Source organism: Leucobacter sp. NPDC015123, from assembly GCF_043080205.1.
GTDB lineage: Bacteria > Actinomycetota > Actinomycetes > Actinomycetales > Microbacteriaceae > Leucobacter > Leucobacter aridicollis_A.
Genome location: NZ_JBIBVH010000002.1, coordinates 549015 through 573922 on the forward strand (window position 1 = coordinate 549015; position 24908 = coordinate 573922).

General features: G+C 66.3%; 17 protein-coding genes and 1 tRNA gene. 2 read left to right on the top strand and 16 right to left on the bottom strand.

Features of this window, described 5'->3' with window-relative positions; all coding sequences use genetic code 11:
- Positions 1-140: 140 nt before the first annotated feature.
- The 14 genes from ACF07D_RS06320 to ACF07D_RS06385 form a co-directional block, all read right to left on the bottom strand.
- Positions 141-2009: a DUF5684 domain-containing protein gene (locus ACF07D_RS06320; RefSeq protein WP_391504304.1), complete on the bottom strand. Its 1869-nt coding sequence runs from the start codon at positions 2007-2009 to the stop codon at positions 141-143.
- Between the two features lie 93 nt (positions 2010-2102).
- A complete protein-coding gene (locus ACF07D_RS06325) occupies positions 2103-2603 on the bottom strand; it encodes a hypothetical protein (RefSeq protein ID WP_119282601.1) in 501 nt (166 codons plus the stop codon).
- Positions 2600-3487, bottom strand: coding sequence for a PP2C family protein-serine/threonine phosphatase (locus ACF07D_RS06330; protein WP_391504305.1), 888 nt, complete (start codon positions 3485-3487; stop codon positions 2600-2602). The genes ACF07D_RS06325 and ACF07D_RS06330 overlap by 4 nt, the downstream gene beginning before the upstream one ends.
- On the bottom strand, positions 3484-6003 hold the full coding sequence (locus tag ACF07D_RS06335; protein WP_391504306.1) for a transglutaminase domain-containing protein: 2520 nt from the start codon (positions 6001-6003) through the stop codon (positions 3484-3486). Before ACF07D_RS06335 ends, ACF07D_RS06330 begins: the two co-directional genes overlap by 4 nt.
- Positions 6000-7385: a DUF58 domain-containing protein gene (locus ACF07D_RS06340; protein WP_119282598.1), complete on the bottom strand. Its 1386-nt coding sequence runs from the start codon at positions 7383-7385 to the stop codon at positions 6000-6002. The genes ACF07D_RS06335 and ACF07D_RS06340 overlap by 4 nt, the downstream gene beginning before the upstream one ends.
- Positions 7382-8386, bottom strand: coding sequence for an AAA family ATPase (locus ACF07D_RS06345; protein ID WP_391504307.1), 1005 nt, complete (start codon positions 8384-8386; stop codon positions 7382-7384). The genes ACF07D_RS06340 and ACF07D_RS06345 overlap by 4 nt, the downstream gene beginning before the upstream one ends.
- A 59-nt stretch (positions 8387-8445) precedes the next feature.
- Positions 8446-14400 (bottom strand): Ig-like domain-containing protein, encoded by a 5955-nt coding sequence (locus tag ACF07D_RS06350; protein WP_391504308.1) that lies wholly within the window; start codon positions 14398-14400, stop codon positions 8446-8448.
- Positions 14397-15533, bottom strand: coding sequence for a serine/threonine-protein kinase (locus ACF07D_RS06355; RefSeq protein ID WP_391504309.1), 1137 nt, complete (start codon positions 15531-15533; stop codon positions 14397-14399). Before ACF07D_RS06355 ends, ACF07D_RS06350 begins: the two co-directional genes overlap by 4 nt.
- 242 nt (positions 15534-15775) lie before the next feature.
- On the bottom strand, positions 15776-16465 hold the full coding sequence (gene rplA / locus ACF07D_RS06360; protein WP_119282595.1) for a 50S ribosomal protein L1: 690 nt from the start codon (positions 16463-16465) through the stop codon (positions 15776-15778).
- Between the two features lie 10 nt (positions 16466-16475).
- Positions 16476-16904, bottom strand: a complete 429-nt coding sequence (rplK, locus tag ACF07D_RS06365; RefSeq protein ID WP_119282594.1) for a 50S ribosomal protein L11 — start codon at positions 16902-16904, stop codon at positions 16476-16478.
- A gap of 208 nt (positions 16905-17112) precedes the next feature.
- Positions 17113-17184: transfer RNA gene (locus ACF07D_RS06370), tRNA-Thr, on the bottom strand.
- Between the two features lie 65 nt (positions 17185-17249).
- The gene (locus ACF07D_RS06375; protein WP_391504310.1) at positions 17250-18851 is read right to left on the bottom strand and encodes an alpha/beta hydrolase; all 1602 of its coding nucleotides are present in this window, start codon (positions 18849-18851) and stop codon (positions 17250-17252) included.
- A complete protein-coding gene (locus ACF07D_RS06380; RefSeq protein ID WP_391504311.1) occupies positions 18848-20047 on the bottom strand; it encodes a DNA polymerase III subunit delta' in 1200 nt (399 codons plus the stop codon). Before ACF07D_RS06380 ends, ACF07D_RS06375 begins: the two co-directional genes overlap by 4 nt.
- A gap of 196 nt (positions 20048-20243) precedes the next feature.
- Positions 20244-20870, bottom strand: coding sequence for a YigZ family protein (locus ACF07D_RS06385; protein WP_119282591.1), 627 nt, complete (start codon positions 20868-20870; stop codon positions 20244-20246).
- 102 nt (positions 20871-20972) lie between these two features.
- On the opposite strand from ACF07D_RS06385, the gene ACF07D_RS06390 reads away from it, so the two are divergent.
- Complete coding sequence (locus ACF07D_RS06390; protein WP_391504312.1) at positions 20973-21362, top strand: RNA-binding S4 domain-containing protein; 390 nt, start codon at positions 20973-20975, stop codon at positions 21360-21362.
- The gene (locus ACF07D_RS06395; RefSeq protein ID WP_391504313.1) at positions 21359-22276 is read left to right on the top strand and encodes a 3-methyladenine DNA glycosylase; all 918 of its coding nucleotides are present in this window, start codon (positions 21359-21361) and stop codon (positions 22274-22276) included. The genes ACF07D_RS06390 and ACF07D_RS06395 overlap by 4 nt, the downstream gene beginning before the upstream one ends.
- Positions 22277-22295: 19 nt before the next feature.
- Here the strand turns inward: ACF07D_RS06395 and ACF07D_RS06400 are convergent, their stop codons facing one another.
- Both ACF07D_RS06400 and ACF07D_RS06405 read right to left on the bottom strand, forming a co-directional pair.
- Positions 22296-24017: an acyl-CoA dehydrogenase family protein gene (locus ACF07D_RS06400; protein ID WP_391504314.1), complete on the bottom strand. Its 1722-nt coding sequence runs from the start codon at positions 24015-24017 to the stop codon at positions 22296-22298.
- 50 nt (positions 24018-24067) lie between these two features.
- Positions 24068-24751: a TetR/AcrR family transcriptional regulator gene (locus ACF07D_RS06405; protein ID WP_391504315.1), complete on the bottom strand. Its 684-nt coding sequence runs from the start codon at positions 24749-24751 to the stop codon at positions 24068-24070.
- Between the last annotated feature and the right edge of the window lie 157 nt (positions 24752-24908).

Sequence of the window (24908 nt, forward strand, 5' to 3'; positions counted from 1 at the left end):
GCGGTTGGCGAAGCGCAGACCGTCGTTGGCCGTGAGCGCGACACCCGCAGGTACCCGTCAGTGCAATGTTACTGATTTAGAAGAAGAGCGCAAATGATTGAGGTCACGATTACGACACGGTCGCAATCGTGACCTCGGCGTTACTCGGCGATCACTACCCGCGCTTCAAGCGTGCCGATCAGCACATCGCCGGTAACCGGCGCGGGGGCGCCCGGCTCGAGCTCGACCTGGTTCCCTGCCGAATCAGTGACGAACACGCCGTTCGTGGAGTTCAGGTCCTCGATCGTCCACGAATCACCAGACCGACGGAGACGCGCGTGCGACTTTGAGAGCGTCCGGGTGGGGTCGTTCACGACGAGCACCTCGGAGCCATCGAGCGCGACGGGCTTGCGACCCAACACGATGTCATCACCGAGGAGGTCAAGTTGCTGACCATCCGGAAGTTCAAGCACCCAACGATCCCGTTTTGCCACGACGACAGTGCTATCGAGGTCGTCATCAAGACCAAGAATCGACTGCGCGCTGAGATGTGAGGGGGCAACTCGCGGGGCCGCGACCGGCGGCGTCGGGGCCGGCGCAGTGGGAGCCGCAGGCGTGGCGGGAGCTGCAGGCGTGGCGGGAGCTGCAGGCGTGGCGGGAGCTGCAGGCGTGGCGGGAGCTGCAGGCGCAGCAGGGGCGGCGACTGGCTCGGGCGCTGATGCGGGTGCGGATGCTACCTGGGGTGCAGGAGGCTCCGCTTGCACAGGTGCTGGCGGCGCTGCCTGGACCGGATGCGCCGACCGCTGTGGCGGTGAGAACGGCAGCCCCGCCGGGTCCAGTTCAAGGCTTGCAGCGTCCATTGATGTTGCTTTGGGCTTGGGCCAGTCGGCCCCAGAAGCGACTGTCGTCGCCGGCCGAGGATCTTCAGCAGACGCGCCCTCGGCGGCCGGCTTGTGCGCTGGGGCGTCTGACTCAGCCCAAAAGTCTGGAAGCGGGACTCTGGCGGCGACCGGGGTGGACACGACCTGCGGCACTGTCCTCGGCGCAACTGCGTCAGGCTTCTGCGGCGCGTCCTGGCCCCCGGCGGGCGCAATCGGATCAGCCGAGCGCGCCACGGGCGGGGCGGTAGGCTGCGCCACGGGCGGGGCGGAAGGCACAGAGGGTTCCGCTGTCGCACGCCGAGGCGGTGCCGCCTCGGGCCACGAGAACGGCCGCAAGCTCTGCCCAGCGCCGAGCCCGGTCTCACGGGCGGGAACCTCTTCGCCAGCAAGGCGCAGGAAGTTGCCCTCGGTTGTCTTGCCGAAACCCCAAGGGTTGAGCTCCTCGGCGTTCGCTTCAGGAGCCGCAGTTTCCGCTCGATTCGCGGCAGGGAGCGGCGTTCCCCCCGGGGCGACGGGCACGACAGGTGAAACAGGAACGGCGGGCCGCTGGACGGGCGGCACGACGGGGGCGGCTGCCCGGTCGCTCGTCGGCGTGGGCTGCTGAGGGGAGAAGTTCTGGGGCACGGGCGGCATCGTAAACTGGCCCTGGGTTGCGGTGGGTTGTGGACTACCCTCCGGTCGCAGCAGCGGGTAAACCTGACCATCCGCGCCGTACTCGACGAGCCCGGCACCTGCCGCGTACCGTCCGCCAGTGCTTCCGGTGGCGTAGCCGCGATCCTGAATCTTGCTGCCAAGCAAGGTCGCCCACAATGGGGCAACGAGTGCACCAAGCACAGTCATTCCTGCGCCCTCACCGTGCTCACGGTTCAACCTGTGCATCGCGATCACGGACATGACGTAGGCGACAGCTCCAACCCCTGGAACAAGCGTGAGCACCGCCGTCCATCCGGGCAGACCACCGCGTTCGATCAGCCGCCATTGGTTCCAAATGGGAATCCAACCGTGAGCTGCGGGGAGCCCAATCATGGGGAAGAGCCGTGCGAGTGACCAGAGGTACCAAACGTAGATCCCGATCCCGACAAGCGACCAGACACCGAAGATCGCGATGACGGCCCCGCCGAAACCCGGGAATCCCATATCGTTGGACATATATTCCTCACCTCACGCAGCGAACTTTGCTGTAACAACGGTACATCGGTCCGCAACGGTTGATGTGCACGCGCGGCAATCCTAATGAGTGAGCTAGAGCAGCATGGTGACAATCCACCACACGCCGGACACTGCGAGCGCAGCTACCGCAGCGCCCCCAACGAACGCGAAAATCGCGAAGCGACGATTCATCGCGGTGAGCGACGGCAGGTCAGCGCGGGCGGCAACCGGGAGGACGTAGCCCGCCGGAGGATCGCCGAGCCCAGTACTCAGCTCGCTCTCCGGGGCGGCGACGCCCTGCTTCTCGGACCGCCGGCCGTACATTACCGGCAGGCTCGAACGCACTCCCTCCCGGGGGCGATCATCATCAACTATCGGAAACGGCGACGCGGGCGCGCGGCGACGAGCATCGATAGGTGGCTTGAACATCTGGGCAAGAAGCTCGGGGGAAGGCTGCTCGACAGGTTCGGGGACTGGCGCACCGGGCTGCGCCCGCGCCGCCCGCGAGCGGCCTGCATCGTCACGCCCGTGCGACGCCGTGACAGGCTCGGTCCGTTCGACGTCGCCGTTGATGCCGTCGGGGTCGCCGCTCACGAGGCCTGCTCACTGTCGTGCGCCGCACTCGTCGAGGCTGCGTCCGCAGACATCAAAGCGCCCTCAGATGCGCTCGGCGCCTCGCTCCGTTGTCGGGGCACTGGCCGCGTTGCGGTCACCGTCTTTCCGTCATCAGTCTCTTCGTCTGTACCGTCGTCAACGTGCCAACTGCGGCCGCCGACAACAGTGTCAAGCACGATAACTGAGATGTTGTCGCGGCCCCCGGCATCGTTCGCGCGGTGCACAAGTTCGGCGGCGACTGCGTCGGCACGGCCTCCCATGGTCAGCACCGCTCGAATCTCTTCGTCGGCAAGTTCCGAAGTCAGCCCATCTGAGCAGATGAGCAGACGCGCCCCAGTTTCCACGGGAAGCAGCCAGGAATCAGCTGTCGAATCACTCGATCCAAGCGCTCGAGTGATGATGTTCCGCGGCGGCAGCTCTGCCCCTGCGTCACCGCGCCGAACCTCCTCAACGAGCGAGTGGTCGACGGTGATCTGCCGTAGCTCTGAGCCGCGGTGCATGTAGACGCGCGAGTCACCAATGTTCAACACAAGCCAGTGCAGTTCGCCGTCATGGGTGACAAGGATGGCTCCGGTCAGCGTGCAGCCAGCCCCACGTTCCCGCCCGGCCGCGACCTCGGCGACAGCCAGACGAGCTGCGTTCAGCACCTCACCGGCAAGCGCGACAGATGACGGTTGACCGCGCTGAACCTGTTCAGCAAACACCGCAATCGCGGCCTGGCTCGCAAGGTCTCCCGCTTCGTGACCACCCATGCCATCGGCGACAAGGAAGCACGGTGTCTCCGCGAGCACCGAATCCTCGTTCACCTGGCGTAAGCGCCCGACGTCAGTCAGCGTCGCGTAGTCGAGCTCGACGCTGTTCATGAGCTGGCTCCTTCGTTTCGGGGAGTGGGGCGGGGGCGGCTACGAGCCGATGCGGAAGCGATGAATGACCCGAGCCAGTACTGGGAGCGTAGTCTGCCCCAGAACCCGAGCCGTGCATCACGTTCGCGGATGTGCTCGCGCACTACCGCCCACAGGTGATCGGCGGCCTCATCCGACACCCCCTCGCGAGCGTACACTGCCTGGTCTACGGTCGCAGCGATCCACGCCCCGTGCTGCGACATCACGCCTGCCTCAGAGAGCTCGGCGACGATGTCGGATCGGCTGCCGCCAAAGCGAGGGCGGTTGCCTGTGTCGGTGCAGTGGTCGACGAGCTCATTCCACGCCCCGAGCGCACGCAGCTCTGGCAGCGGCTGCCGAGCGCGCACCCGTCGGCGCACTCGTTTGACGAGCGGAATGAAGAGCAACGCGAGAGCCAAGAGCGCTGCAGCTGCGGCGAGCAGCAGCCCAGTTCGAACCAGCGGCCAGACACCACGGTCGGCCTGCCGTTCAGGCTCGTCCTCAGCAGTGCCGTCGTCGTTGGACGAGCCGACGGGCGGCTCACTTTCGCTCGCATCGCGCTCCTCAGGAGTTGTCGGGAACTCGGGGAGCTGCTCACCCTTCTGCACGAGTAGCGGCGGCACCTCGGTCTGCGGCGAAACGTCGAGCGGCGCCCAGACCCCGTCGGCGCCCTTCGCCTCAATCCACGCTGCAACATGTCTGCCCTCGCACACATCTGCACACGCGGGCACGCCCGGCACTCCGGCAGACTCGGCTCCCACCCGAACGCCCACGACAACTCGAGAGTCGTACCCGAGCGCACGTGCGAGCAATGCGGCTGCCGTCGCAAATTGCTCGTCGTCGCCTATCGCTGCGACGAGCTCCTCGTCGGGAGCCCGATCCCCTGCAGCTTCCTGTTGCTCGATGAGCTGCGAGAACAGCTGCTCGACGCGCGCGGTCGAGTGGCCCCCTGGGCTTGATACGAACGAGGTCGGTGCGTCTGCACCAGACTCAGTCAACCACGCGTTCTCGCCGTCGCCGTCGGTGAGTGAATGACTGAGGTAGCCGCGCGCCCGCAGGCTGTTGATTGCAGACTCAAGCCCGCTCGCGGTGGGCGAGACACCCTGCATCTCAAGCCACCGCGTCAGTTGCGGGAATTCCTCGCTGTCAATGAGTGGCTGCGTGTGCGCTGGCGCCGCGCCAAGCACTGGGTCGGGCGCTGCCGACACCGTCGCGGTGAACGCATCACCAGCCTTCAGCCCCGCTGCGGTTGGTACCGCAACCGCAGCGCCCGTATCGCGATTGACGTAAAAACTGTCGGCGAGTTCAGCCGCGCGGGGCCCGCGGAACTGCGGCGGTGCCGCAAGCGGCGTCGCGAGCGGCACCCAGACGCCCGTGTATCCCTGCCCGATTCGCACTGTCATCTTCGCGGGGTCGGTCACGCGCGATCCGCTCGGGAACCGGGTGAACCTGCCGGTGCCGCCGGGGTCGCCGACGAAGAAATCGACGCCGTCGTAGCCGTCGAGCACGGCGATGCGGAGTCGACTCGGAAGGGCCCCGGCCCCCTCCACGCTGAAGAGCTCGTCTCTGAGCGAGTCATCGCGCTTAAACGACCGGTACTCCGCAAGCGGACTCACCTGCTCACGCACGACGACTTCAGGATCAACACTGTCGCGAGGCACCGCCCGGGTGCTCCCTGACAGCGCTGGGGCGGCAACCGCCCCGACCGTTACAGCCAGGGCAGCGACGAGCAGCGCGGATCCGCCACGTGCGAGCGTATTCCGGCGCGCAGCACCGACCCCAGCACCGCCGCCCGGTGCTGCCGCCCGCGCGATCCTGCCTCGCTTGAGCGCATCCCTCCGGTCGCGGCCGGCGGCCCACACCATCCAAGCCGCCGCAGCGGCTACCGCTCCAATCCACAGTCCGGTCTCGCGAGGCGCCACCACTGTGAGCGGGCCGATGCCGAGCGGCGAGCTCACCGCGGACGAGCCAAATACAGTTCCGAACACCGAGAGTGCGAGCATCGGAAGGGCAGCGAACACCGCAGCGCGGCGGCCGCCTCGGGCGAGCGCCGTTGACGCGGCCACGACAACGAACACAAGGGTAAAGAGGGGCACAAGCACGGTCTGATAGCTTCCGACAGGAAGCGTCAACGTGAGGAGCTGTTTCCAACCAAGCGCGACGGCTGCGAGCGCGTCACCGAGTCCGCGAAGGATCCCCCAGACATCAGGCCCCGACGCCAATACCTGTGGAGTCGCCACAGGCAGCACGAGCGCAACGAACGCGAGCACGAGGGCGACGAGCGTGAAGCCGCCCCAGCGCAGAGCTGTCCCGAGCCACACGATAGCGAAGGCGGCCATTGCGGCAACGCCAACCGTGATCCAGAGCTGTGCCGTCTCGTAGATTGGCCACGCAGCAGCCACGGCGAGAACGACTGCAGTGGCCGCGAGAGCGGCGGCCCCAAACGTGCCGCCCGCGCCCTGACTGGCCCCGGTCTTACGCCGCTCGACGCGACTCACAGCAGCCCTCCCCGGGCCTGAAGTTGCGGGAGATCGGTGAGGGCACCGACTGTGAAGAACACGCTGCCGTCCGTGAGTCGCGCTGCAGGCTCGGCGAGAGTTTCGCACCTGACAACTGCAACTGCGATGCCCTGCGGCAGGGCGACGACCGCCCTGCGCAGCCGCGTGAGGTCGGGCGCCGACCCCGTGACAATCGTGACAATCGAGAGCTGGCGCCGCGACTCAGCGAGGCTCCGCGCAAGCCACTCGATTGGCGGCGGCTCCTCTGGAGCGACAAGTTCTGCCCAGGCGTCGAGCAGTTGCTCTGGAGTGTGAGAGGGGAGTTCGACGAGACCGCCAAGACGCGGAGCCTTCGCCCTCGCTTGCCAGCCCGCACCCCGAGCGATGAACCGCTCTCGCCCCTCGCGCACTGCTTGCACTGAGATCGACGCCGCGACGCTGACGCCGAGCTCGAACTCATCTGCTGTTTCGTACGAGTCGAGGTCGGCGTCGAAGAGCACGGCAGCTCTTGCCGTCTGGGATTCCTCGTACTGGCGCACCATCAGCGTGCCGCTTTTCGCCGTCGATTTCCAGTGCACGTGGCGCAGTGGGTCGCCAGGAAGGTAGTCGCGCACCGCATGGAATGAGAGGTCGGCGTCGGTGAGGCGCGAGCTCGCGGCGCCCTCGAGGTCGCGGACCATGCCCGCTGAGCCTGGCGGGAGCGTGGCAGTCTGCGGGTGAACACGCACCAGGTGGGTGTCCCGCCACGTGACTTCTCTGCGGAGCAGCCCGAGTGGGTCGCGTCTGGCGAGGGTCAGCGGCCCCACGGCGATGACCCCGCGCTTCGCCGCTTCAACAGCGACGGGCAGCTCGACGCTCGCGAGACCGGCAATGAACGGAACGGCCACCTCCCTGAGAGCATCGCCTACTGGCAGCTCAGCGGTCGCGGGCAAGGCAGGCCGCCGGCTCGCATTTTCGACGGCTACACGCACTTCAACTGCCGAACCCGCGACGACGCGCAGTCGGTCGACGCTAATGCGAACGAGGTAGGCACGGTTGCCGAGCAGGAACGGCAGCGCGACTGCCAGCAGCACGCCGAACACGATGCCAACGAACCACGCCTCGACCCAGCCAAACAGCGCCCCAAGGGCACAGCCAATGAGCAGCGCGGCGATCGCCAGCCAGCCGGCTGGCGTGACCGCGCTCGTCGCCCGTCGCGTCACCCTGCGCAGCCGGCTGCGCGTCACCCGCCACGCACGGCGCACACGCGTGGCCCGAATGCCACGGCGCACCGACGCTTCAGCTAGCGGCCGCGTGGAGGTGTCCCCGGCGCGGGTGGTTCCGTGCGTCTGCGTGCGGCTCCACCCGCCCCGGTCGGGGGCGCGGGAGGTGTCCTGCTTCACGTCGCGCCGTTCTCCTGCGGAAGCGGGATGTCGAGCAGGATCCGGCCGACGACGTCGGCAGCGCTCACACCGTCGAACTCTGCTTCGGGTTCGAGTACGAGCCTGTGCGCGAGCGTCACAAGCGCGAGGTCGCGCACGTCGTCTGGGGTAACAAAGTGCCTGCCGTGCGCCGCCGCCCATGCCGAGGCGAGGCGCACAAGCGCGACAGTTCCACGAACGCTCGCCCCGAGCCTCACCTCGCGGGCGCGCCGTGTGGCTTCGACGATCCGCACCGCGTAGTCCGCAACAACCGGGCCAACGTGCACGCGGCGGGTGAACTGCTGCGCCTGGGTCACCATCGCCGTTGTCACGGCGGGGCGGATCTCCTCCTGATCCGTTCGGGTTCCCTGCAGGATCCGCATCATTGCCGCATCATCGGGATAGCCGATGGAGCTCTTGATCATGAAGCGGTCAAGCTGCGCCTCAGGCAGCCGGTAGGTGCCTGCCTGTTCAATGGGGTTCTGGGTGGCGATCACAGTGAACGGGGTGCCCACTTCGTGAGTCTTACCGTCGACAGTGACGTGGCCTTCCTCCATTACTTCGAGCAGCGCCGACTGTGTCTTTGGGCTTGCCCGGTTGATCTCGTCGGCGAGAACGACGTTCGCGAAGATCGGGCCGGCATGGAACTCGAACGCACCGTTTCGCTGGTCGAAGACAGAGACGCCCGTCACGTCTCCTGGCAGCAGGTCTGGGGTGAACTGGATGCGCGATGATGTTCCCTGGATCACGTGGCCGAGGGCGCGCGACAGGGCGGTCTTGCCCGTACCAGGCACGTCCTCCAGGAGCACGTGGCCGCCCGCAAGCACCGTCGAGAGCACGAGTTCCACAACCCTCCGCTTGCCGTGGATCACCTGTTCGATCGAGTCAGCGCACGCTTCAAATACCTGCGCCACCCACTGTGCTTGTTCCGGTGTCAATGTCGCCGAGTCGGCCTGGCGTTGCGATGCGGTGTCAGTGCTCATGGGTTCCTTTGGGTTGAGCTGGCTGGGAGAGTCGGAGGTGCGGCGCCTGCACGCGCCTGCTATTGAGTTGCACAAGCCGCTCCCTGGAACGTTACCGGGTTCCACTGCCCAGCAGGCCATGCGATCTCGACATCGGCTCCCGTGACTGTGTAGGTCGGGGTACCCGGTGCGTCTCCCTCGACGCGGAAGCTCGCAGCCGGGTCGCCTGTAGCCGGCACGCACTCGACGATCTGGGTGACGCGCACGCCGCCAGGCCCGCCGTCGCGAGGCGTGACCTGCACCTCTGGCGAGCAGCGGCCGGCCGCCGGTGCACCGACGCACTGCTTCACGGAGAGGGAACCAGATATCGGTGACCGCGTCAGCGTGTCAACATCGCCGTTGCTGAAGTAGAGGCGGGCCGCGCTGTGAGTTCCCGAGAACACGGGCTGAGCAGCGATGCCGCTGTACTCCCGCACGTTTCCAGTTCCTGTCGCGTCGGGGGCGACGACGTAGCCCTGCGAGACGACAGGCGCCTCGGGCGTCCCGCCAACCCACACTGGAGTCAGCTGCGCAGTTGTCGTACCGAACTCAGTTGTCGCGCACATGACTCCGGAGTACTGCGAGAACTTAGTGAGGCCGGTGAACTTCGGGGACGACTGTGTGCACCTCGGCTGCCCGGCGCCCTCGCGGGAGAGCCCGAAAGTGTACTCAATCTTGGGCCCGTGATTTTGGCCCCACTCTTCATACTCGATGGTGGCAGCCCCGGCTCCCGCGGCGTCTGGCACGATCCTGCTCGCGGCGGCGATCGGGGCGCCGGCGACTGTCACAACCGCCGCCCCTGCGCTTCCCTGCCCTGACCCGGAGTACCCGGGTGGGATCTCGCCGTCCTCAGGGATGACACTCAGCGTCTGTTGGCCGACGGGAAGCTGTTGCACGCTGCGGCGGCCAACCTCAATTGCCTGATTGTCGCCGACACTCAGCCTGAACGTCCTGGCCGTGTCCGAGCCGCTGATGCGGACATCCACTTTGCCCTGCGTCGTGGAAGTATTCGCCTTATCGGAGACCTGGGTGGCCTCGACCTTCGGCGCTGAAGGCGGGGCGTACGCCCAGGTCGTTGCACCGTTCGCAGTGCGATCGGAAGCTCCAACGCTGTTCACTGCCCGCGCATAATATGTGCGCTGGTTCGCCTTGCCAGGCTGCAGCCCGGTCACTGTGCATGTCGCGGAGCTACCTGCCAGCGAACAACTGCCCGCGGCAGCTCCGCTGCTCGTCACGAGTTCAACCCCCGTGACGGCGGGGTGCGCGGACTGCGGGTTGAGCGCGACGCTCAAGGTCACGCCGTCGGCGCTCGCCCCCGTCGGAATAACGCTCACCGGCGCGCGAGGCACGCCCTGAGCATCGAGTTCAATGCTTCCCTCGCCAAGCCTGCCCTGCGCGTCTCGCACCGTGTAACCAACGGTGCACCGACCACCCGGCCCACGGTCGTCTGCCCAGGCCACTGAAATCCCGGTGTCGCTCGCCCGCCGCACCGTCGCAACTGCGCACCCGGAGGAAGAAACACTCTCGACCTTCAAGCCGCCGCCCTGCTTGCCTGCGAACGGATCGTACTCCCCGGCAGCACCGATCACGTTCGTGGCGCAGTTCGACCCGACCGTGCACCGCAGTTCCACGGTCGCGCCGCGCGGGGTGTCGCGCGGGAGCTGTCCGACCCGAAGCACGAGCTGCGCGCGGGATTCTCCTGCGCCCGCTACCGCGACCGTCAAGCTCTCTTGGCTTCCAGGGGTCGCGTCTGCCCGCGCCTCGACTGTGACCGACGTGCCCGAGGCTCGCACGTCAAACTTCGAGCTCGATCCCGATACCGAGAACTTGAGCCTCGACGCGTCGCCCGCGCGGTTGCCCTCCCACCTCACCATGTCGGCGAGGTCGATTTGTTCTGTAGCTCCAGGCGACACGGTCCGCGTGAGCGGATCGAGCTTCACGACTGGCTCGCGTGGCACGATCGTCACTGGGACGGGGAGCGATGTCCATGCTGTCTGACCGGCGAGCCGCACGTCGATCACGCAGACATCTGACCACGGCGCTTCTGACCCGGCCGAGTACTGCAGGGTGTCTGGTGACGTAGCCGCGCAGCTCGCCCCTGTGCGCCCGACAGGGAAGGTCGTCTGCTTCAGCTCTACGGTGTCGCCCGCCCCGACATCAACGAGGGTTGGCACAGTCGCCTGCACAGTCTTGTTTTCGTCGACTGACAGCGGCGCGAGCCCCTGTCGAAGCGTCAGACGAAGGTCATCGAGTGGGGGCACAATCAGAAACCCGTAGCTCGCGACCTTGGCACCCGCGGCGTCGGTGCCGCTCAGCTTGAACGCAACGAGGTCGCCCTCAGGCTTGTAGGCACCTAGAATCCGGTTTCCCTTCACCGTGCAGCCGGGTGTCGTCTCTTCCCAGAGCGAGAGCTTGAGACCCGCGACATCGCCTGCCGCCCATCGCACCTTGTCGGCCACAACGTCGACGCCGCCTCTGGCGAGATCGTGCCTGTCGCGCACGCTCATCACAGTGTCTGTCACTGACGGCGCCTGCGACCCGACTCGGTCGGATGTCTGCACGAGGATAAGTCCGTCTGCGGTGCTCGACGAGGCGCTCGACTGCACTGTGTACCGGTACGAGATCGTCCCGGGTTCGTCGCCCGAAACGACCGCGACGCGACCCCGCTTCATTTCCGATAGGTCGATCCTGGCAGCGGCACGCGCGTAGTCAGGGTGCTTTGAGCCCCCTGGAAGATTCGGCTCGACAGTTAGGATGGACAGGTTGCCGCCAGCCGGGTCAATGTCGTTATCGAGCGGCGAGATCGTCACCGGAGCTTCTGAACCGAGCGCTACCCGCACGTAGTCACTTGAGACGATCGGCGCGCCGGTCTCCTGCTGAGCAGCGACGATGACTCGGATCAGAGCCTCCCCAGTCCCTCCCCTGCCGTCCTGCACGGTGTACGTCACGGTATGCAGGCCGGCCTCCGCATCGCCCGTTACTGACACCGAGATTGAGTTTCCTGCAGGTGTGATCGCTGCAGCGACGTGCGAGTCCTCGCCCTGGGAGACGCCGGTCAGGCGCACACGATCGCCATCGGGGTCAACGCCCGACAGCGGTACGCGAACCTCGGCAACGCCGCCTGGCGACACGCGCGTGGTGAGCTCGCGCGGGTGCGGGTTCGAATTCGCACCCTTCGGAATCACGCGCACAGTCACAGTTCCTGTGTCACTCGCTTCGGGCGACGAGGCGCCGTAGGTCGTGTAGCGGAGCTCGTACGTTCCAGCCTTCTCGGGGGCGAGGTAGCGAAGAACGCTGCCTGAGGCGAACGCGAGCTCCCCCCGAGTGCCAGATCCAGTGATCTCGGGGTGCAACACGAGCCGCTCGCCAGGCGCCGACACGTCATTATCGAGCACCCGGATGTCGACGACGTCGCCTGCTCGAACGGTAGCGGTATCGGCGACCGCGATGGCGCCACCGAGACTCGCCTCTGGCACCTGGAACACCGTGAGCCGACCCGTCGTCTGCGCATCCCCCTCAGTGACGACAACGTCGGCGGCACCGATGCGTCCAGCCGACCCATCCTCCGTACTGCCAGCGACCCGAACCTTCGAGTGGTCAATCACCTCTGCTCTGAGTTGACCGTCGACGACGTTTGCCGACGCGACAGTCAGCGCGCGGGAGCCAGCGCCGGGGATCGCCTCAAGCACCTCAATAGTCGAGTCGGCGAATGGCCGCACGAATGCTCGAAGTGGCGGGAGCGTGAGCGGGGCACCATCGTCTGTCGCCGTCACCCTGACAATGCCCGTGAGTTCTGCTCCAGTCCCGACGTCCGTGAGGCTGGCCGAGAGCAACGCCTGACCTGCGCTTGCTGCTGCAATCTCGACTGTGCCGTCGGCTGGCTTCGCTGTCGCCCGTACGCGGTCACTGCCGCTCAACACGTTGACGTCTCGCACCACGAATGAGCCTGAGCCGCCAGACACGCGTGCGAGCAGGTTCAACGTCGTGACAGACCCGACCTCGGTACTCACCGCGGTGCCGACGAACTTCGCCACAGCGTTTGGCTGCACTGCGACCTGAAGATCGCGGCGCGCTTCAGAGCCGTGCGCGTCCTTCACGATGATCCGCAGCATGATCTCAGACGCCCCGGCGTTCGGGTCGAGGTGCTTCACCGCGAGTCTGCCGTCGGCGGTAACCATCGCGCGAGCCGGATCCTCTGGGCGGAGCATCTCAACACCGGCGAGCTGCATCGGGTCGCCCTCGGGGTCAACCCAGCCCTCCAGGATCGGGTGCACAAGCGTCCCGCCGGGGGCGATCTCTGGCACACCCCACTCAAGCTGGCATCCAACGACCGGGCACCACTCAGGGGCTGTGTTCACGCTGTCGTCCACGACAGTAAGCTTCACCGTCGCGGCCTTCGAGCTCAGGGCGCCATCGGTGACTCGGTAGCTAAAGCTCGCAGAGCCAGAAGCGCCAGCCGCCTGCCGAAACATCAGCGACTGGGAGTCGGGCAGCAGCTCGACACTCCCAAACGCTTCAGGCAGCGGCGACTCGCTGAGCGACTCGGGGACGATCGTGAGCACGTCGCGCTTGTTCGCGTCGTAGTCGTTGAGCAGCACCTGTAGCTGCGCAGGCTCGCTCGCGCGGACGCCAAAGGCGTCGTCCTGCGCGACAGGCGCGACCTGTTCCGTAACCTCGTCGACGACGACGGTACCGCGATCCTCTTTCGGCGGATCCGAAATCGTCCACTGGGAGAGCGGAATTAGCCTCCCCTCGGGCAGGGTCCAGAGCATGCCACTGCGAGTCTCACCGAGCACCGCCCGCTCCCCGTTCGAGAAGAACGTCGGCTCCGGGTCCCCGATCGTGCCCGCGGCTTCGTCGAAGCCCAGCGGTTCGAGCCCAGCCTGCGCCGTCGCGTCGCTCCGCCACAGCGTTCCGCCGGCCTGGTCAATCCATGCGGCGACCCGCGAATTTCCCGCGGCACTCGGCCGCGCGGGGACTCCCGAGGTCTCGGCGATCCGCTCGGGCTCGCCAGTGGCTGGCACACGCCAGAGTCCCGCCGTGTCGGCAATGAGCGCCGCAGTGCCACCCCCGGCGCCTGGCCCGTCGCCTTCGCCGCTCCACTGCAGTCTCGCCGCGCCCGCAATCTCGATTATCTGAGGCTCGCTGCCTGCACGAAACACTCGGCCGCTCGCAGCATCAAACACGACCCAGTCGCCCGAAACGATGGCGAGTTCGGGCTCGGCGAGTCCTGTCGCGGCAGCCGGCAGCGTCACCCCGCTGCGGAACCGTTCTGATCCAATGTCGTACTGCAGCAACGTGTCACTGCTCGACGAGTAGAGGGCAACCGTACCCGAAGCGTCGAGCGCCGCAGCGTCAGCGAGGAACTCGAGCGCGGGATCCTGATCGTTGGACTCGCCCGCAGACTTCAGGTCGAGCTGCGTGAGTGAACCAGCGTCCGGGCCGATGAACACTTTGCCAGTATCCGTTCGCACGAGAAGGTGCTCGCCCGCGCCGATGACCTCCTCAGCGCCTTCAGGGAGCGGAGTTGCCGCGGAACCAAGTGTGGGCTGCTTGCCGGTCCCTGCGCGCTCGGCCGCCTCACTGTCGACCCCGGCTTCAGGCTCCGTAGCGTCACCAGCTCCTGGTTGATCCTCTCCGCCGCGTGCCCGGTCATCTGACAGGTCTTCAGGGCTGGCCGCATCGATGTGCCAGGCCTGTCCGTTTCCGTGGCTCAGCACCACACCGTCAGCCCCTCGCTGCACCACGCCGGAGGGCTCGCTCACCTTTCGAACGGTATCAATCTCGCCGGTTTCGGTGTTCACCCGCGCGTACTGGCCTGCGTCGCGCATCACCCAGACGCTCGGTTCGGCGCGTGGCGTCTCGCGAGAGTCAAACCCGTTCGAGATCACGCCGACCGTTGCGACCACGGCCACGGCTGCGACACCAGCGATCCAACCGCGGGCGCGAGCCGAACCTGGCCGACGCGCTCGCTCGCGTTGCGACTGCTGGCTCATAGCCCGCCGCCAAGCGTCGCCCACAGCACTGCGCCAACCGCTATGACGACGCCGACGCCAATGCTGGCGCCGAGCAGTCCTGCCTTCACAGGCGAGAGCGGAGCCCGGTCGTGAACCACGCCGTCACGATCCGCGCCCCTGCGCTCCTCAAGTAGCCGCGCGCGTTCCTCCGCGCGTGAGGTCGCGCCGACTGTGCTCACCACTGGCCCACGAGTTCCAGCCGGGATACTCTCGACGCGCGGCAGCCATGCCTCGGCGACAACCTCAAGGGGCGTTACCTCAAACGCGTAGTGGCGTTGCAGCTCCTGCAACGCCTCCCCAAACTCGCGCATCGACCCAAATCTCTCGGCCGGCGTGCGACCAAGCGCGCGCGCCATGACCCTGTCGAACAGTTCATAGCCCTGTGCTCCTGGCACTGGGACGTACTTGGCCTTCGAAATCCGATCGGCGAGCTTCGACCTTGTGTTCTGCGCGCGGTCAGGCAGTTCGAATGGAGACCTGCCAGCTGCAAACGTATACAGTGTCGCACCGAGCGCCCACACCTCAGTCGCAACCGAACCACTCACCTTGAGGCTCAGCACCTCCGGGGCAGACCAGGGGATCGACATCGCGACCTCGGCCTCCTCAGGCTGACCGCGCTTCGTCACGTACGCGATGCCGAAGTCGGCGAGCACAGGCTTGCCGAGCGTTGTGAGTAACACGTTCGAGGGCTTGATGTCTCGATGCAGCACTCCAGCGCGGTGCGCCGTCTCAAGCGCACCAGCGATACGTACGCCCGCATCGAGCACATCCGCCAGCTGAGCCGGCTGGCCCTTCGTGAGCGCCCCCATCGACGCAGGGCAGTACTCCATCGCGATGTACGGCGAACCGTCGAGCGAAATGCTCGCCTGGTAGATCGTGACGACTGAGGGATGGCTCGAGAGCCGCGCCATCACGTCTGCCTCGCCCTCGAACACCTCGCGCAACCTGGCAGCGTTCGGGGCCCCCTGCCCCGCGTCGAGTACCTTTACCGCGACGACGCGCCGAGGCATGTCCTGCTCGTAGAGGTGCACCTGGGCGAAACCGCCTGACCCGAGGGGTCGCACGTAAGAGAACCCCGGGATACCGGGTGGGCGGAGCTGCTGCTCAGCCATCTCACTGCTCCACCGAACGTGCCTGCGCACGGACGGTGAATTCGGCGACAAACATACAGCTATCTTACGCAGTGAGTGACGGCGGCGCGCCCGGGCCGCACCGGGTTGTGGACAAGTTAAGCGAGCCTCACCTGAGCCCACGCCAGGCGGCACGCCGTCACGGGCCCCGCATACGCGAAAACGGCCCCACCACCGAAGTGGCGGGGCCGTTCCCGCTGAAGCGTAACGCCTCGGCTCGAACCTTAGAGGCCCGAAACGTCGAGCGGAATGCCAGGACCAAAGGTGGTCGAGACAGCGCCCTTGATGACGTACTTGCCCTTTGCCGAAGCAGGCTTGAGACGCACGATCTCATCGAGAACCGACGAGATGTTGTCGTTGAGCTGCTCTTCCGAGAACGAAGCCTTGCCGACGATGAAGTGCACGTTAGCGTGCTTGTCGACGCGGAACTCGATCTTGCCGCCCTTGATGTCGGTGACAGCCTTAGCGGTGTCCATCGTGACGGTGCCGGTCTTCGGGTTCGGCATCAGACCACGGGGGCCGAGAACCTTACCGAGACGACCGACCTTGCCCATGAGCTCGGGGGTCGAGACAGCCGAATCGAAGTCGGTGTAGCCAGCGGCTACCTTCTCGATGAGCTCGTCTCCGCCGACCTCGTCAGCGCCAGCGGCGAGAGCAGCCTCAGCTGCCGGGCCGTTCGCGAACACGATGACGCGTGCGGTCTTGCCGGTGCCGTGGGGAAGGTTCACGGTGCCGCGAACCATCTGATCGGCCTTACGGGGGTCGACGCCGAGACGAACAGCAACCTCAACGGTCGCGTCGGTCTTTGCCGAACCGGTCTCCTTCGCCAGGGCGACTGCCTCGGCGGGAGTGTAGAACTTGTCTGCCTGAATCTTTGCGGCAGCGGCGCGGTACGCCTTCGACTTCTGTGCCATGTTCGTACCCTTACTCGACCGTGATGCCCATGGAGCGAGCGGTGCCCGCGATGATCTTCGCTGCTGCGTCGATGTCGTTCGCGTTCAGGTCAGCCTTCTTCTGCTCGGCGATCTGGCGAACCTGCTCAGCGGTAACCTTCGCAACCTTGACGGTGTGCGGGGTACCCGAGCCCTTCTGAACGCCGGCAGCCTTCTTGAGGAGCTCCGCCGCCGGCGGGGTCTTCAGGATGAAGGTGAACGAGCGATCCTCGTAGACGGTGATCTCCACGGGAACAACGTTGCCGCGCTGGGATTCAGTCGCAGCGTTGTACGCCTTGCAGAACTCCATGATGTTGACGCCGTGCTGACCCAGAGCGGGACCCACGGGGGGTGCCGGGTTGGCGGCGCCGGCTGCGATCTGAAGCTTAATCAGACCGGTAACCTTCTTGGCTTTTGCCATGATTGTTTCCTTTCGCCGAACGAGCGCGGTCGCGCTCGTTCTCCCGCCTCGCCGGCCGTTCCGGCGCGCGGTGTTGTTGCAGCCGCGAGAACTCACGGACACAAACCTCAATAGTTTAGCGGATCACGCCCATTCCCGCACCTCCACCGAGAAACACGCAAACGGCCCGGACCAGATGTTTCCATCCGGTCCGGGCCGTTTGTATCTGAGCCGCCTATCGGATTTGAACCGATGACCTGTTCTTTACGAGGGAACTGCTCTACCCCTGAGCTAAGGCGGCCTGGTGCAACTTACGCTGCACACAAGCGAAAACTCTAGCACGAATGCCGAGTCAATTTCGCCCACCTAGCTGCAGGTCGCCCCCGATTCGGGAACCGCACCATCGACAAAGTAGCTCTCGACAATGTCATTCACGCATCCGCTCTGCCCGTACGCGGTGTGCCCCTCGCCTTCAAACCTGACGAGCACGCCGCTCTCGAGCTGCTCGGCAAGCGCCTCAGCCCAGCGATACGGGGTCGCAGGATCGCCGGTTGTTCCAATCACCAGGATGGGGTCGGCTCCCTCGGCGCGCACTGCCATGCGTTCCTGAACCCCCTTCACGGGCCAGCCCGCGCATGAGACGTCGCCGAAGCTCTGGAACTTGCCGATTGTCGGCGCGATCCGCTCGAGCTCGGCCGCCTCCTCACGCATTCGCTCAGGGTCAACCGAGTTCGGATAGTCGAGGCAGTTGATCGCCTGGAACGCCTCCGTGGAGTTGTCGAGATACTCGCCGTCGAGCCTGCCGTAGTAGGAATCGGCGAGCGAGAATGCGATATCAGCGTTGCCGTCGGCCACGTTCGCGAAGAGCGAGTTGAGGTAGCCCCAGTTCGACTCCGAATAGAGCGGGGTGATGATTGCTGTCAGCATCGTTGACGCTGTAAGCGTGCGCCCGTCGGAAGCGACGAGCGGCTGCTTGTCTACATCGTCGAGCATGTCACCGATCTGTGCCATCGCCTCGTCGACAGTGCCAGTCAACGGGCACTCCTTGCCGGCAAGGCACGCCTCAACGTAGCTCCGAAGCGCGAGCTCAAACCCGCGGGTCTGCTCGCGTACAACGTCGGCCTCGCTCGCCGTCGGGTCGAGCACGCCGTCGAGCACGAGCCTGCCGACCTTCTCCGGGTACATCTCTGCGTAGCGCGCGCCAATATGGGTCCCGTATGAGTACCCGAGGTAGTTCAGCTGCGCATCGCCCTGGATCTCGCGCAGCATGTCGAGATCGCGCACTGTCGAGATTGTGTCGACGTGACCGAGCAGCTCACCCGTGTTCTTCAGGCAGGCCTCTCCGAACTCGCGGGAGGAGGCCTCGGCTTCCTCAATCCACTTCGCGCTCCCGCGCTCGGCCGTGCTGTCGCTGACCCCGAACAGATACTCGTCCATTTCTTTGGCGCTCAGGCACGTCACCGGGCTCGAGGCTCCGACGCCCCGCGGGTCCCACCCAACGACGTCGAAGCTGCGCTGCAGTGGTGCGCCGGCTGCCGAATCTAGGGCATTTCGCACGAAGTCAGCGCCAGAGGCGCCAGGGCCGCCAGGATTCACAAACAGCGTTCCGAGCGAGTCGCCACCCGTGGCGGGGTGCTTCACCATCCGCAGCCGGATCGTCTCGCCCTCGGGCTCATCCCAGTCGAGCGGCGCGCGAACATCGGCACACTCAAAGCCGTCGCCACAGTCGGTCCACTTCGGCACCTGCTCCCCAAACGCCCCGCCCACGGGCTGGGCGGGAAGCTCGAGTTCGACCTCCGTTGGCCGCTGCACGGTGGGCTGGAACAACTGCCACACGCCTGTCAGCGACACGACGAGACCGACGATCACCAGCACGACACCGATGACAAGCACCCAGCGTTTCCACGGTGACCGCCGCCTGCTGCTTTCCTGGTCGTCTGGCCACGGGGCAAGTTCTGGCGCGCTCACGATTTCAACACCTTGTTGTCAGCCATCACAATCCGCGCAAACAGCGCCTCAAGAACCAGTCCGGGAGTGATGGCACGGCTGAGCCGCTCACGCGCCTCCTCTGTCGCCGACACCACGGCGAGCGCCTGCTCAGGGCTCCACCGCTCGGCCAGATCGCGGATCGCGGCGGCCGATTCGGCGTTCACGAGCTGCGGCAGCCCAGCAGCCGACCCGGCGTCGTCCCCGCCGTCGGAGGACTCGCCAACAGCGCCCAGTGTGGAGAGCAAGACGTCGCGGTAGAGCGACAGCAGGTCGGTCAGGATCCGATCAATGCCATCACGCAGGCTCCGTTTGCGACGCCGCTCCTGGTCTTCTTCGAGCGCTTTCATCTGTGAGCGAAGCTTCGGCGGGATCGCAGCGCCCGGAGCGATGCCGAGGTTGCGCATCGCGTCCTCCCGCTCGCTCGCATCGAGCTGCTCGGTCAGCGCGTCGGCGTCTGCCTGAGCGATCGTCACAAGCGAGGCTGCGACGGCCATGGCATCGCCCAGCGTGTGTGCAGTCAACGCCCCGGTAATCGATCGCTCGCGCCGGCTCATCGATTCGGGATCGCTCGCGAGCCGTCGCGCCATACCGATGTGGCTCTGCGCAAGCCTGGCGGCCCGCTCCGCGAGAGCAGGCTCAACGCCATCACGTTCGATAAGCAGTCTCGTCACATCTGCGACGCTTGGAGTCACGAGGCGAACTGAGCGCGTGCGTGAGCGGATGGTCGGCAGCAGGTCTGCTTCGCTGGGAGCGCACAGCACCCAGATAGTGCGCTCGGGCGGCTCCTCGATTGCCTTCAGAAGGACGTTTGAGGTGTGCTCGGTCATCCGATCCGCATCCTCAATCACGATGACCCTGTAGCGGCCCTCGCTCGGGGCGTAGTGAGCCGTCGTCACGATCTCACGGGCGCTGTCAATGCGGATCACGGCTGCCTGCGTTGTGAGCGCAGCAAAGTCTGGGTGCGTGCGGCCACGCACCTGGGCGAACACTCGCTCACGGTCGGAGTCCTCACGGGCAATCAACGCGGCGGCGAAGCGGTAGGCGAGGTTTGAACGGCCGGAGCCGGGTGGGCCCGTGATGAGCCATGCGTGCGCGGGCCCGCCATCCGGGCCTGCCGCGCGCGACAGCGCCTCAACGGCCGCGGGCTGCCCGACAATCTCAGACCAGAAATCCATGCCGCAAGGCTATCGCCTCCCACCGACGCCCAGACTGGCAATGTGGAGGTTTTCGCCCGCACGGCGGCGCTGCACCCGCGGATCCGCGCAAGACATGCAGCCTTCGCGAGGCTCGAGCATATCTCCTGCAGATCCCAGATGTTCTGGCGCACCAAAACAGTTGGTTCACGAGAGCCAGCGCTCCCCCGGGTCCGGCTTACAGGTCCACGTATCTGGCGGCTCCCCGAGTCACTTCCGCAGCACCCGCACTGAGCTCTGCGGCGAGCGCCTGGAGCCCCGAGACCTCCTCCTCGGCGACGGCGAAGCGCTGCAACACAGTGTCGCTGTACTCGGCATCGCCAACCGAATACCCACGACGCCGTGCCTCAGCCTCGATCTGGGCAGCAACCTCGTAGCTCGCGTCGACAGCGACCTCGTGGCGAAGCCCGCGGCGCACCCGCTTACCTTCAAGCACGGCGCCCGCGACTGAGGCCCGGTACGCTCTGGTGAGCCCTCCGGCGCCAAGCAGCACACCGCCGAAGTAGCGCGTGACGACAGCAACGACGTCGCTGAGCCCTGCCGATACGAGCGCGTCGAGCATGGGAGCGCCCGCCGTGCCGCTCGGCTCTCCGTCGTCGTTGGAACGCTGCACCCGACCGTCTGGCCCGAGCACGAACGCGGAGCAGTGGTGCCTCGCCCTCGGGTGCTCCGCACGAACGTCGGCGATGACTGCCCTCGCCGCGTCCTCATTCTCGACTCGTTCGAGCCGTGTGAGAAATCGCGAGCGTGAGATCTCGATCTCGGTCTCCACGCGGCCAGCGATCGTCTCGTACTCAGCAGCCATGCCCCTATCGTGTCACGTTCCTGGTGCTCGAGCGCGGCCGACGTCCGCGGCGACGCCCGGTGGCGACATGGGCAATCCAGCCCGCCACGTTACGATCGATGCGTGACTTCAGTGCGTGTGGACAGTTGGGTGTGGGCCGTTCGGCTTGCGAAGACCCGCAGCCAGGCGACGGCCGCGTGCCGCGCCGGGCACGTGCGCGTGAACGACGCCCCGGCGAAGGCCTCACAGCCTGTCAGGATCGGCGACATCGTCCGCACCCGTCTGCACAGCATCGAACGCATCTACAGGGTGACTGGTCTCGCGACCATGCGCGGGAGCGCCACTGAGGCCGCGACGAACTTTGAGGATCTCACTCCTCCTGCCCCACCGCGCGTCGAACGCCCCATGACTGTGTACCGTGACCCGGGTGCGGGGCGGCCAACCAAGCGCGACCGCCGCGAACTCGAGAGGCTGCGTGGCCGCGAGACCTTCCTTCGTTCGGACGACGAATGAGTGTGGCAATCGCGCGCGACGAGTGGCGCGTACGCGAGGCGGGGCATGAGGCCCGCGCCGACGCCCTCACAGCCGGGCATCGGGCGCGCAGGCTTCGGGGCGAGACGCATCCGATCGAAGACTTCCTGTTCACCTACTACCCGTTTAAGCCCGCCGAGCTGCGCCGATGGCACCCGGGAGCAGGCGTCTCCCTTGCAGGCGCACAGGGTCGGGCCGACTGGCGGTACTACACCGTCGCGCCTGACGGGCTGGCAACTGTCAATCTGGCTTCGTTCTTCACGAAGCGCGGGCAGACAGTGGGCTACGTCGAAGGGCTGCTCGCAGCAACGCTGGATCGCACCCCACAGTTCGGCTGCTTCGGCCTTCACGAGTGGGCGATGGTCTACAGTCTCACCCCTGAACAGCTGCGGCACACGAGGCTGCCGCTACGCATCGGTCACGCGGCGACCGACGCAGTTGTCGAGTCGCACACGATCGGCTGTAGCCACTTCGACGCCTACCGCTTTTTCACTCCGAAGGCCGCACCACTGAACCGCCTCTCGCCGACGCGCGAGACGCAACCCGAAATGGAACAGTCAGGCTGTCTACACGCGGGCATGGACATCTACAAGTGGGTCACGAAGCTCGGCCCGATCATCCCAGGCGAGCTGCTGCTTGACGCGTTCGAGTTCGCGCGCGACATCCGGTTCGTTGACATGCAGGCTTCGCCCTACGACGTCACCGGATTTGTCGACAATGAGGGAGTTGAACTCGAGCCGATCCCGATCGAGACGACCCGCGGGAAACAGGAGTACGTTCGTCGCCAGCGCGAGTTCGCTGAGCGTGGCAACGTGCTCAGACAGCGCGTACTCAACGCAATCGCGGCCGCGCGCGAGGCCGCCGAGGTTCCCACGCGCGCGGCTGCTACGGGCTAGAACTGCCAAGCTGGCGTGCTCAGTGCCTGGCGAGGATAGCCGCGTGATCGGTGCCAGCCGGCAGCACCCCGTAGTCGATACCGCGATCCTCTCCGAGGCGTGCACCGATAAACGCATCGGCGCTCGCTGAGGGGGCATACCTGAGCATCAACCCGGCCTGGAGCGCGAGCCCCATGGTGCCGACAAGGCGGCGAGCACCGGCCTGTGCGACGTCGGGGGCCGCGCCGGCGATCTCAGAGAGCTCGTGCTGCACGCGCGTGCGCAATGCATCGAAGCGAGAGTCCGCTCCCGAGGCGAGCGCGAGCTCGGCGTCGAACGCTGCGACGCTCTCGGGTTCGCGGGTGAGCGCCCGAAGTACGTCGAGCGCAATGACGTTGCCCGACCCCTCCCAGATCGCGCTCACTGGCTGCTCGCGGTAGCGCATGGCGAGCGGGAAGTCTTCCGTATAGCCGTTGCCGCCGAGGCACTCCATCGCTTCATAGGCGTGGGCAGGCCCGCGCTTCGTCACTCGATACTTGGCGACCGCAGTCGCGAGTCGCCTGAACGCCTGCTCCTGCGCGTCCGCGCCATCCTCGTGGGCAGCGGCGAGCCGCATCGCGAGCAGCGTGGACGCCTCAGATTCGAGCGCAAGATCGGTGACGACCCCGGTCATCGCCGGCTGGTCAACGAGCGTGCGCCCAAATGCTTCGCGGTGCCGCACGTGCCACAGCGCCTCCGCAACGGCTTGGCGCATACCCGCCGCGGTGCCGAGCACACAGTCGAGCCGCGTGCGCGCAACCATCTCAATGATCGTGCGCACCCCTCGGCCCTGTTCGCCGACGGGATAGGCGACGGTGCCGTCGAGCTCGATCTCGCTTGATGCGTTCGACTTGTTTCCGAGCTTGTTCTTCAACCGCTGCACGCGAAACTCGTTGCGCGTGCCGTCCTCAAACACACGGGGGACGAAGAAGCAGCTGATCCGCCCCTCCGGATCGCCCTCATCACGCGCCAGCACAAGGAAGGCGTCGGACATCGGTGCCGAGCAGAACCACTTGTGCCCGGTGAGTAGCGCGCCTCCCTCAACACGGCGCGCTACGGTCTCGTTCGCCCGCACATCCGAGCCGCCCTGCTTCTCGGTCATCGCCATTCCCATGAGCACGCCCGGCTTCTCGCCTGGACTGCGGAGCGCCCCGTCGTAGCCGGTTTTGAAGAGGCGTGGGAGCCAGGTTCTCGCGAGCTCTGGCTGCTGTTCGAGTGCGGGCACTACGGCGTGTGTCATGGAGACTGGGCAGGCGTGGCCCGGCTCGATCTGACCGTAGAGCGAGAACGTGGCGGCACGCGCAACATGCGCGCCGGGTCTAGGGTTCGCCCACGCCGAGGTATGCGCCCCGTCTGCGACCGCCGCACTGATGATGCGATGGTACGACGGGTGGTAGCGCACCTCATCGATTCGGTTGCCACGATGGTCAAAGCTCACAAGCTCCGGACCCTCTGCGTTTGCGAGCTTCGCGTCCTCTTGAAACTCCGCGGTGCCGACATGGGCGCCAGTCGCGACGAGCGTGTCGTCGGCCCAACCGGCACCGAACGCCTGCACTGCATCACGCAACACCGGGAAGTCGACATACTCGTTGACTCCGACTCGCTCAGGCGGCTGGTTCTTCACGGCGTGCGTACGGCCAACGGGGGCTGGACGCAGCGGGGCGCTGGCGGCAGGCGGTGCGCTTTCCTGAGGGGTTGCGTGAGTAACTGTTGCGGTTGACATCGGTGTCTCCTTCGAACGTACTTTGCGTGGGGTGGTGGCTGAAGCGGCGGCTAGGGCGTTCTCGACTCGCGGCTCCGGCTCAGCAGGCCGGATCGCTCTCGCGACGCGAACCCAGCGAGGCGCAGGCACGCACCGGCAAGCGAGTCGAGCACCTCGCTGGTGTCTGCCTCAGACCGGCCGCCCGCTGCAGGCGAGAGCGGCCGGATGAAGGCCTCACCGAGCGCCCCGACGATCGCCGGGGCGAGGAGGTCAATCCGATCCGTAGACAGTGTTCCCTCGGCAACGCCATCGGCGAGCACCTCAGCAACAGTCTCGGTGTAGGCGCGTCTAAACGACAGGCGCTCGCGCTCAACGCCGACGTCTGCGGCCTCGAAGAGCAGGGCCATCGCGAGCGTTCTCCCGCGGAGCGCACGCGCCCCGAACACGCGTACGAGCGCGTCCAGCCGCTGGTCAGCTGGTGTCTCGAACCGGGCATCCGTACCGAATGCAACGGCCGCGCGAACCACCTCGAGTTCGATCCCTGCGGCCCGGTCAAAAATGGCCGCGGTAAGAGCGGTCTTATCGGGAAAGTACGTGTATACCGTTCCAGTCGAGACACCCGCGCGGTCGGCCACTCTGGCGATTGTCGCAGCCGAGAACCCGCCCTCCGCGACGAGGCCAAGGCCAGCGTCGATGAGCGCCGCGCTTCGTGCGGCGCGGTGCCGCTCAGTGCGTTCGGTGCTTCGGTACGCCATCGGATCCTGCTTTCTCCGGGCGGCCCATCATCGGCCGCTGCGAGGTCGCCCTCTCGTGTGAAGGCCGAACTGCGCCTTTCGCAAACAATTGAATCATGGTTCAATTGTTTGCGAAAGGGGCGGCGTCGACATTGCTCCGCCCCCTTTCGCCGCTCAA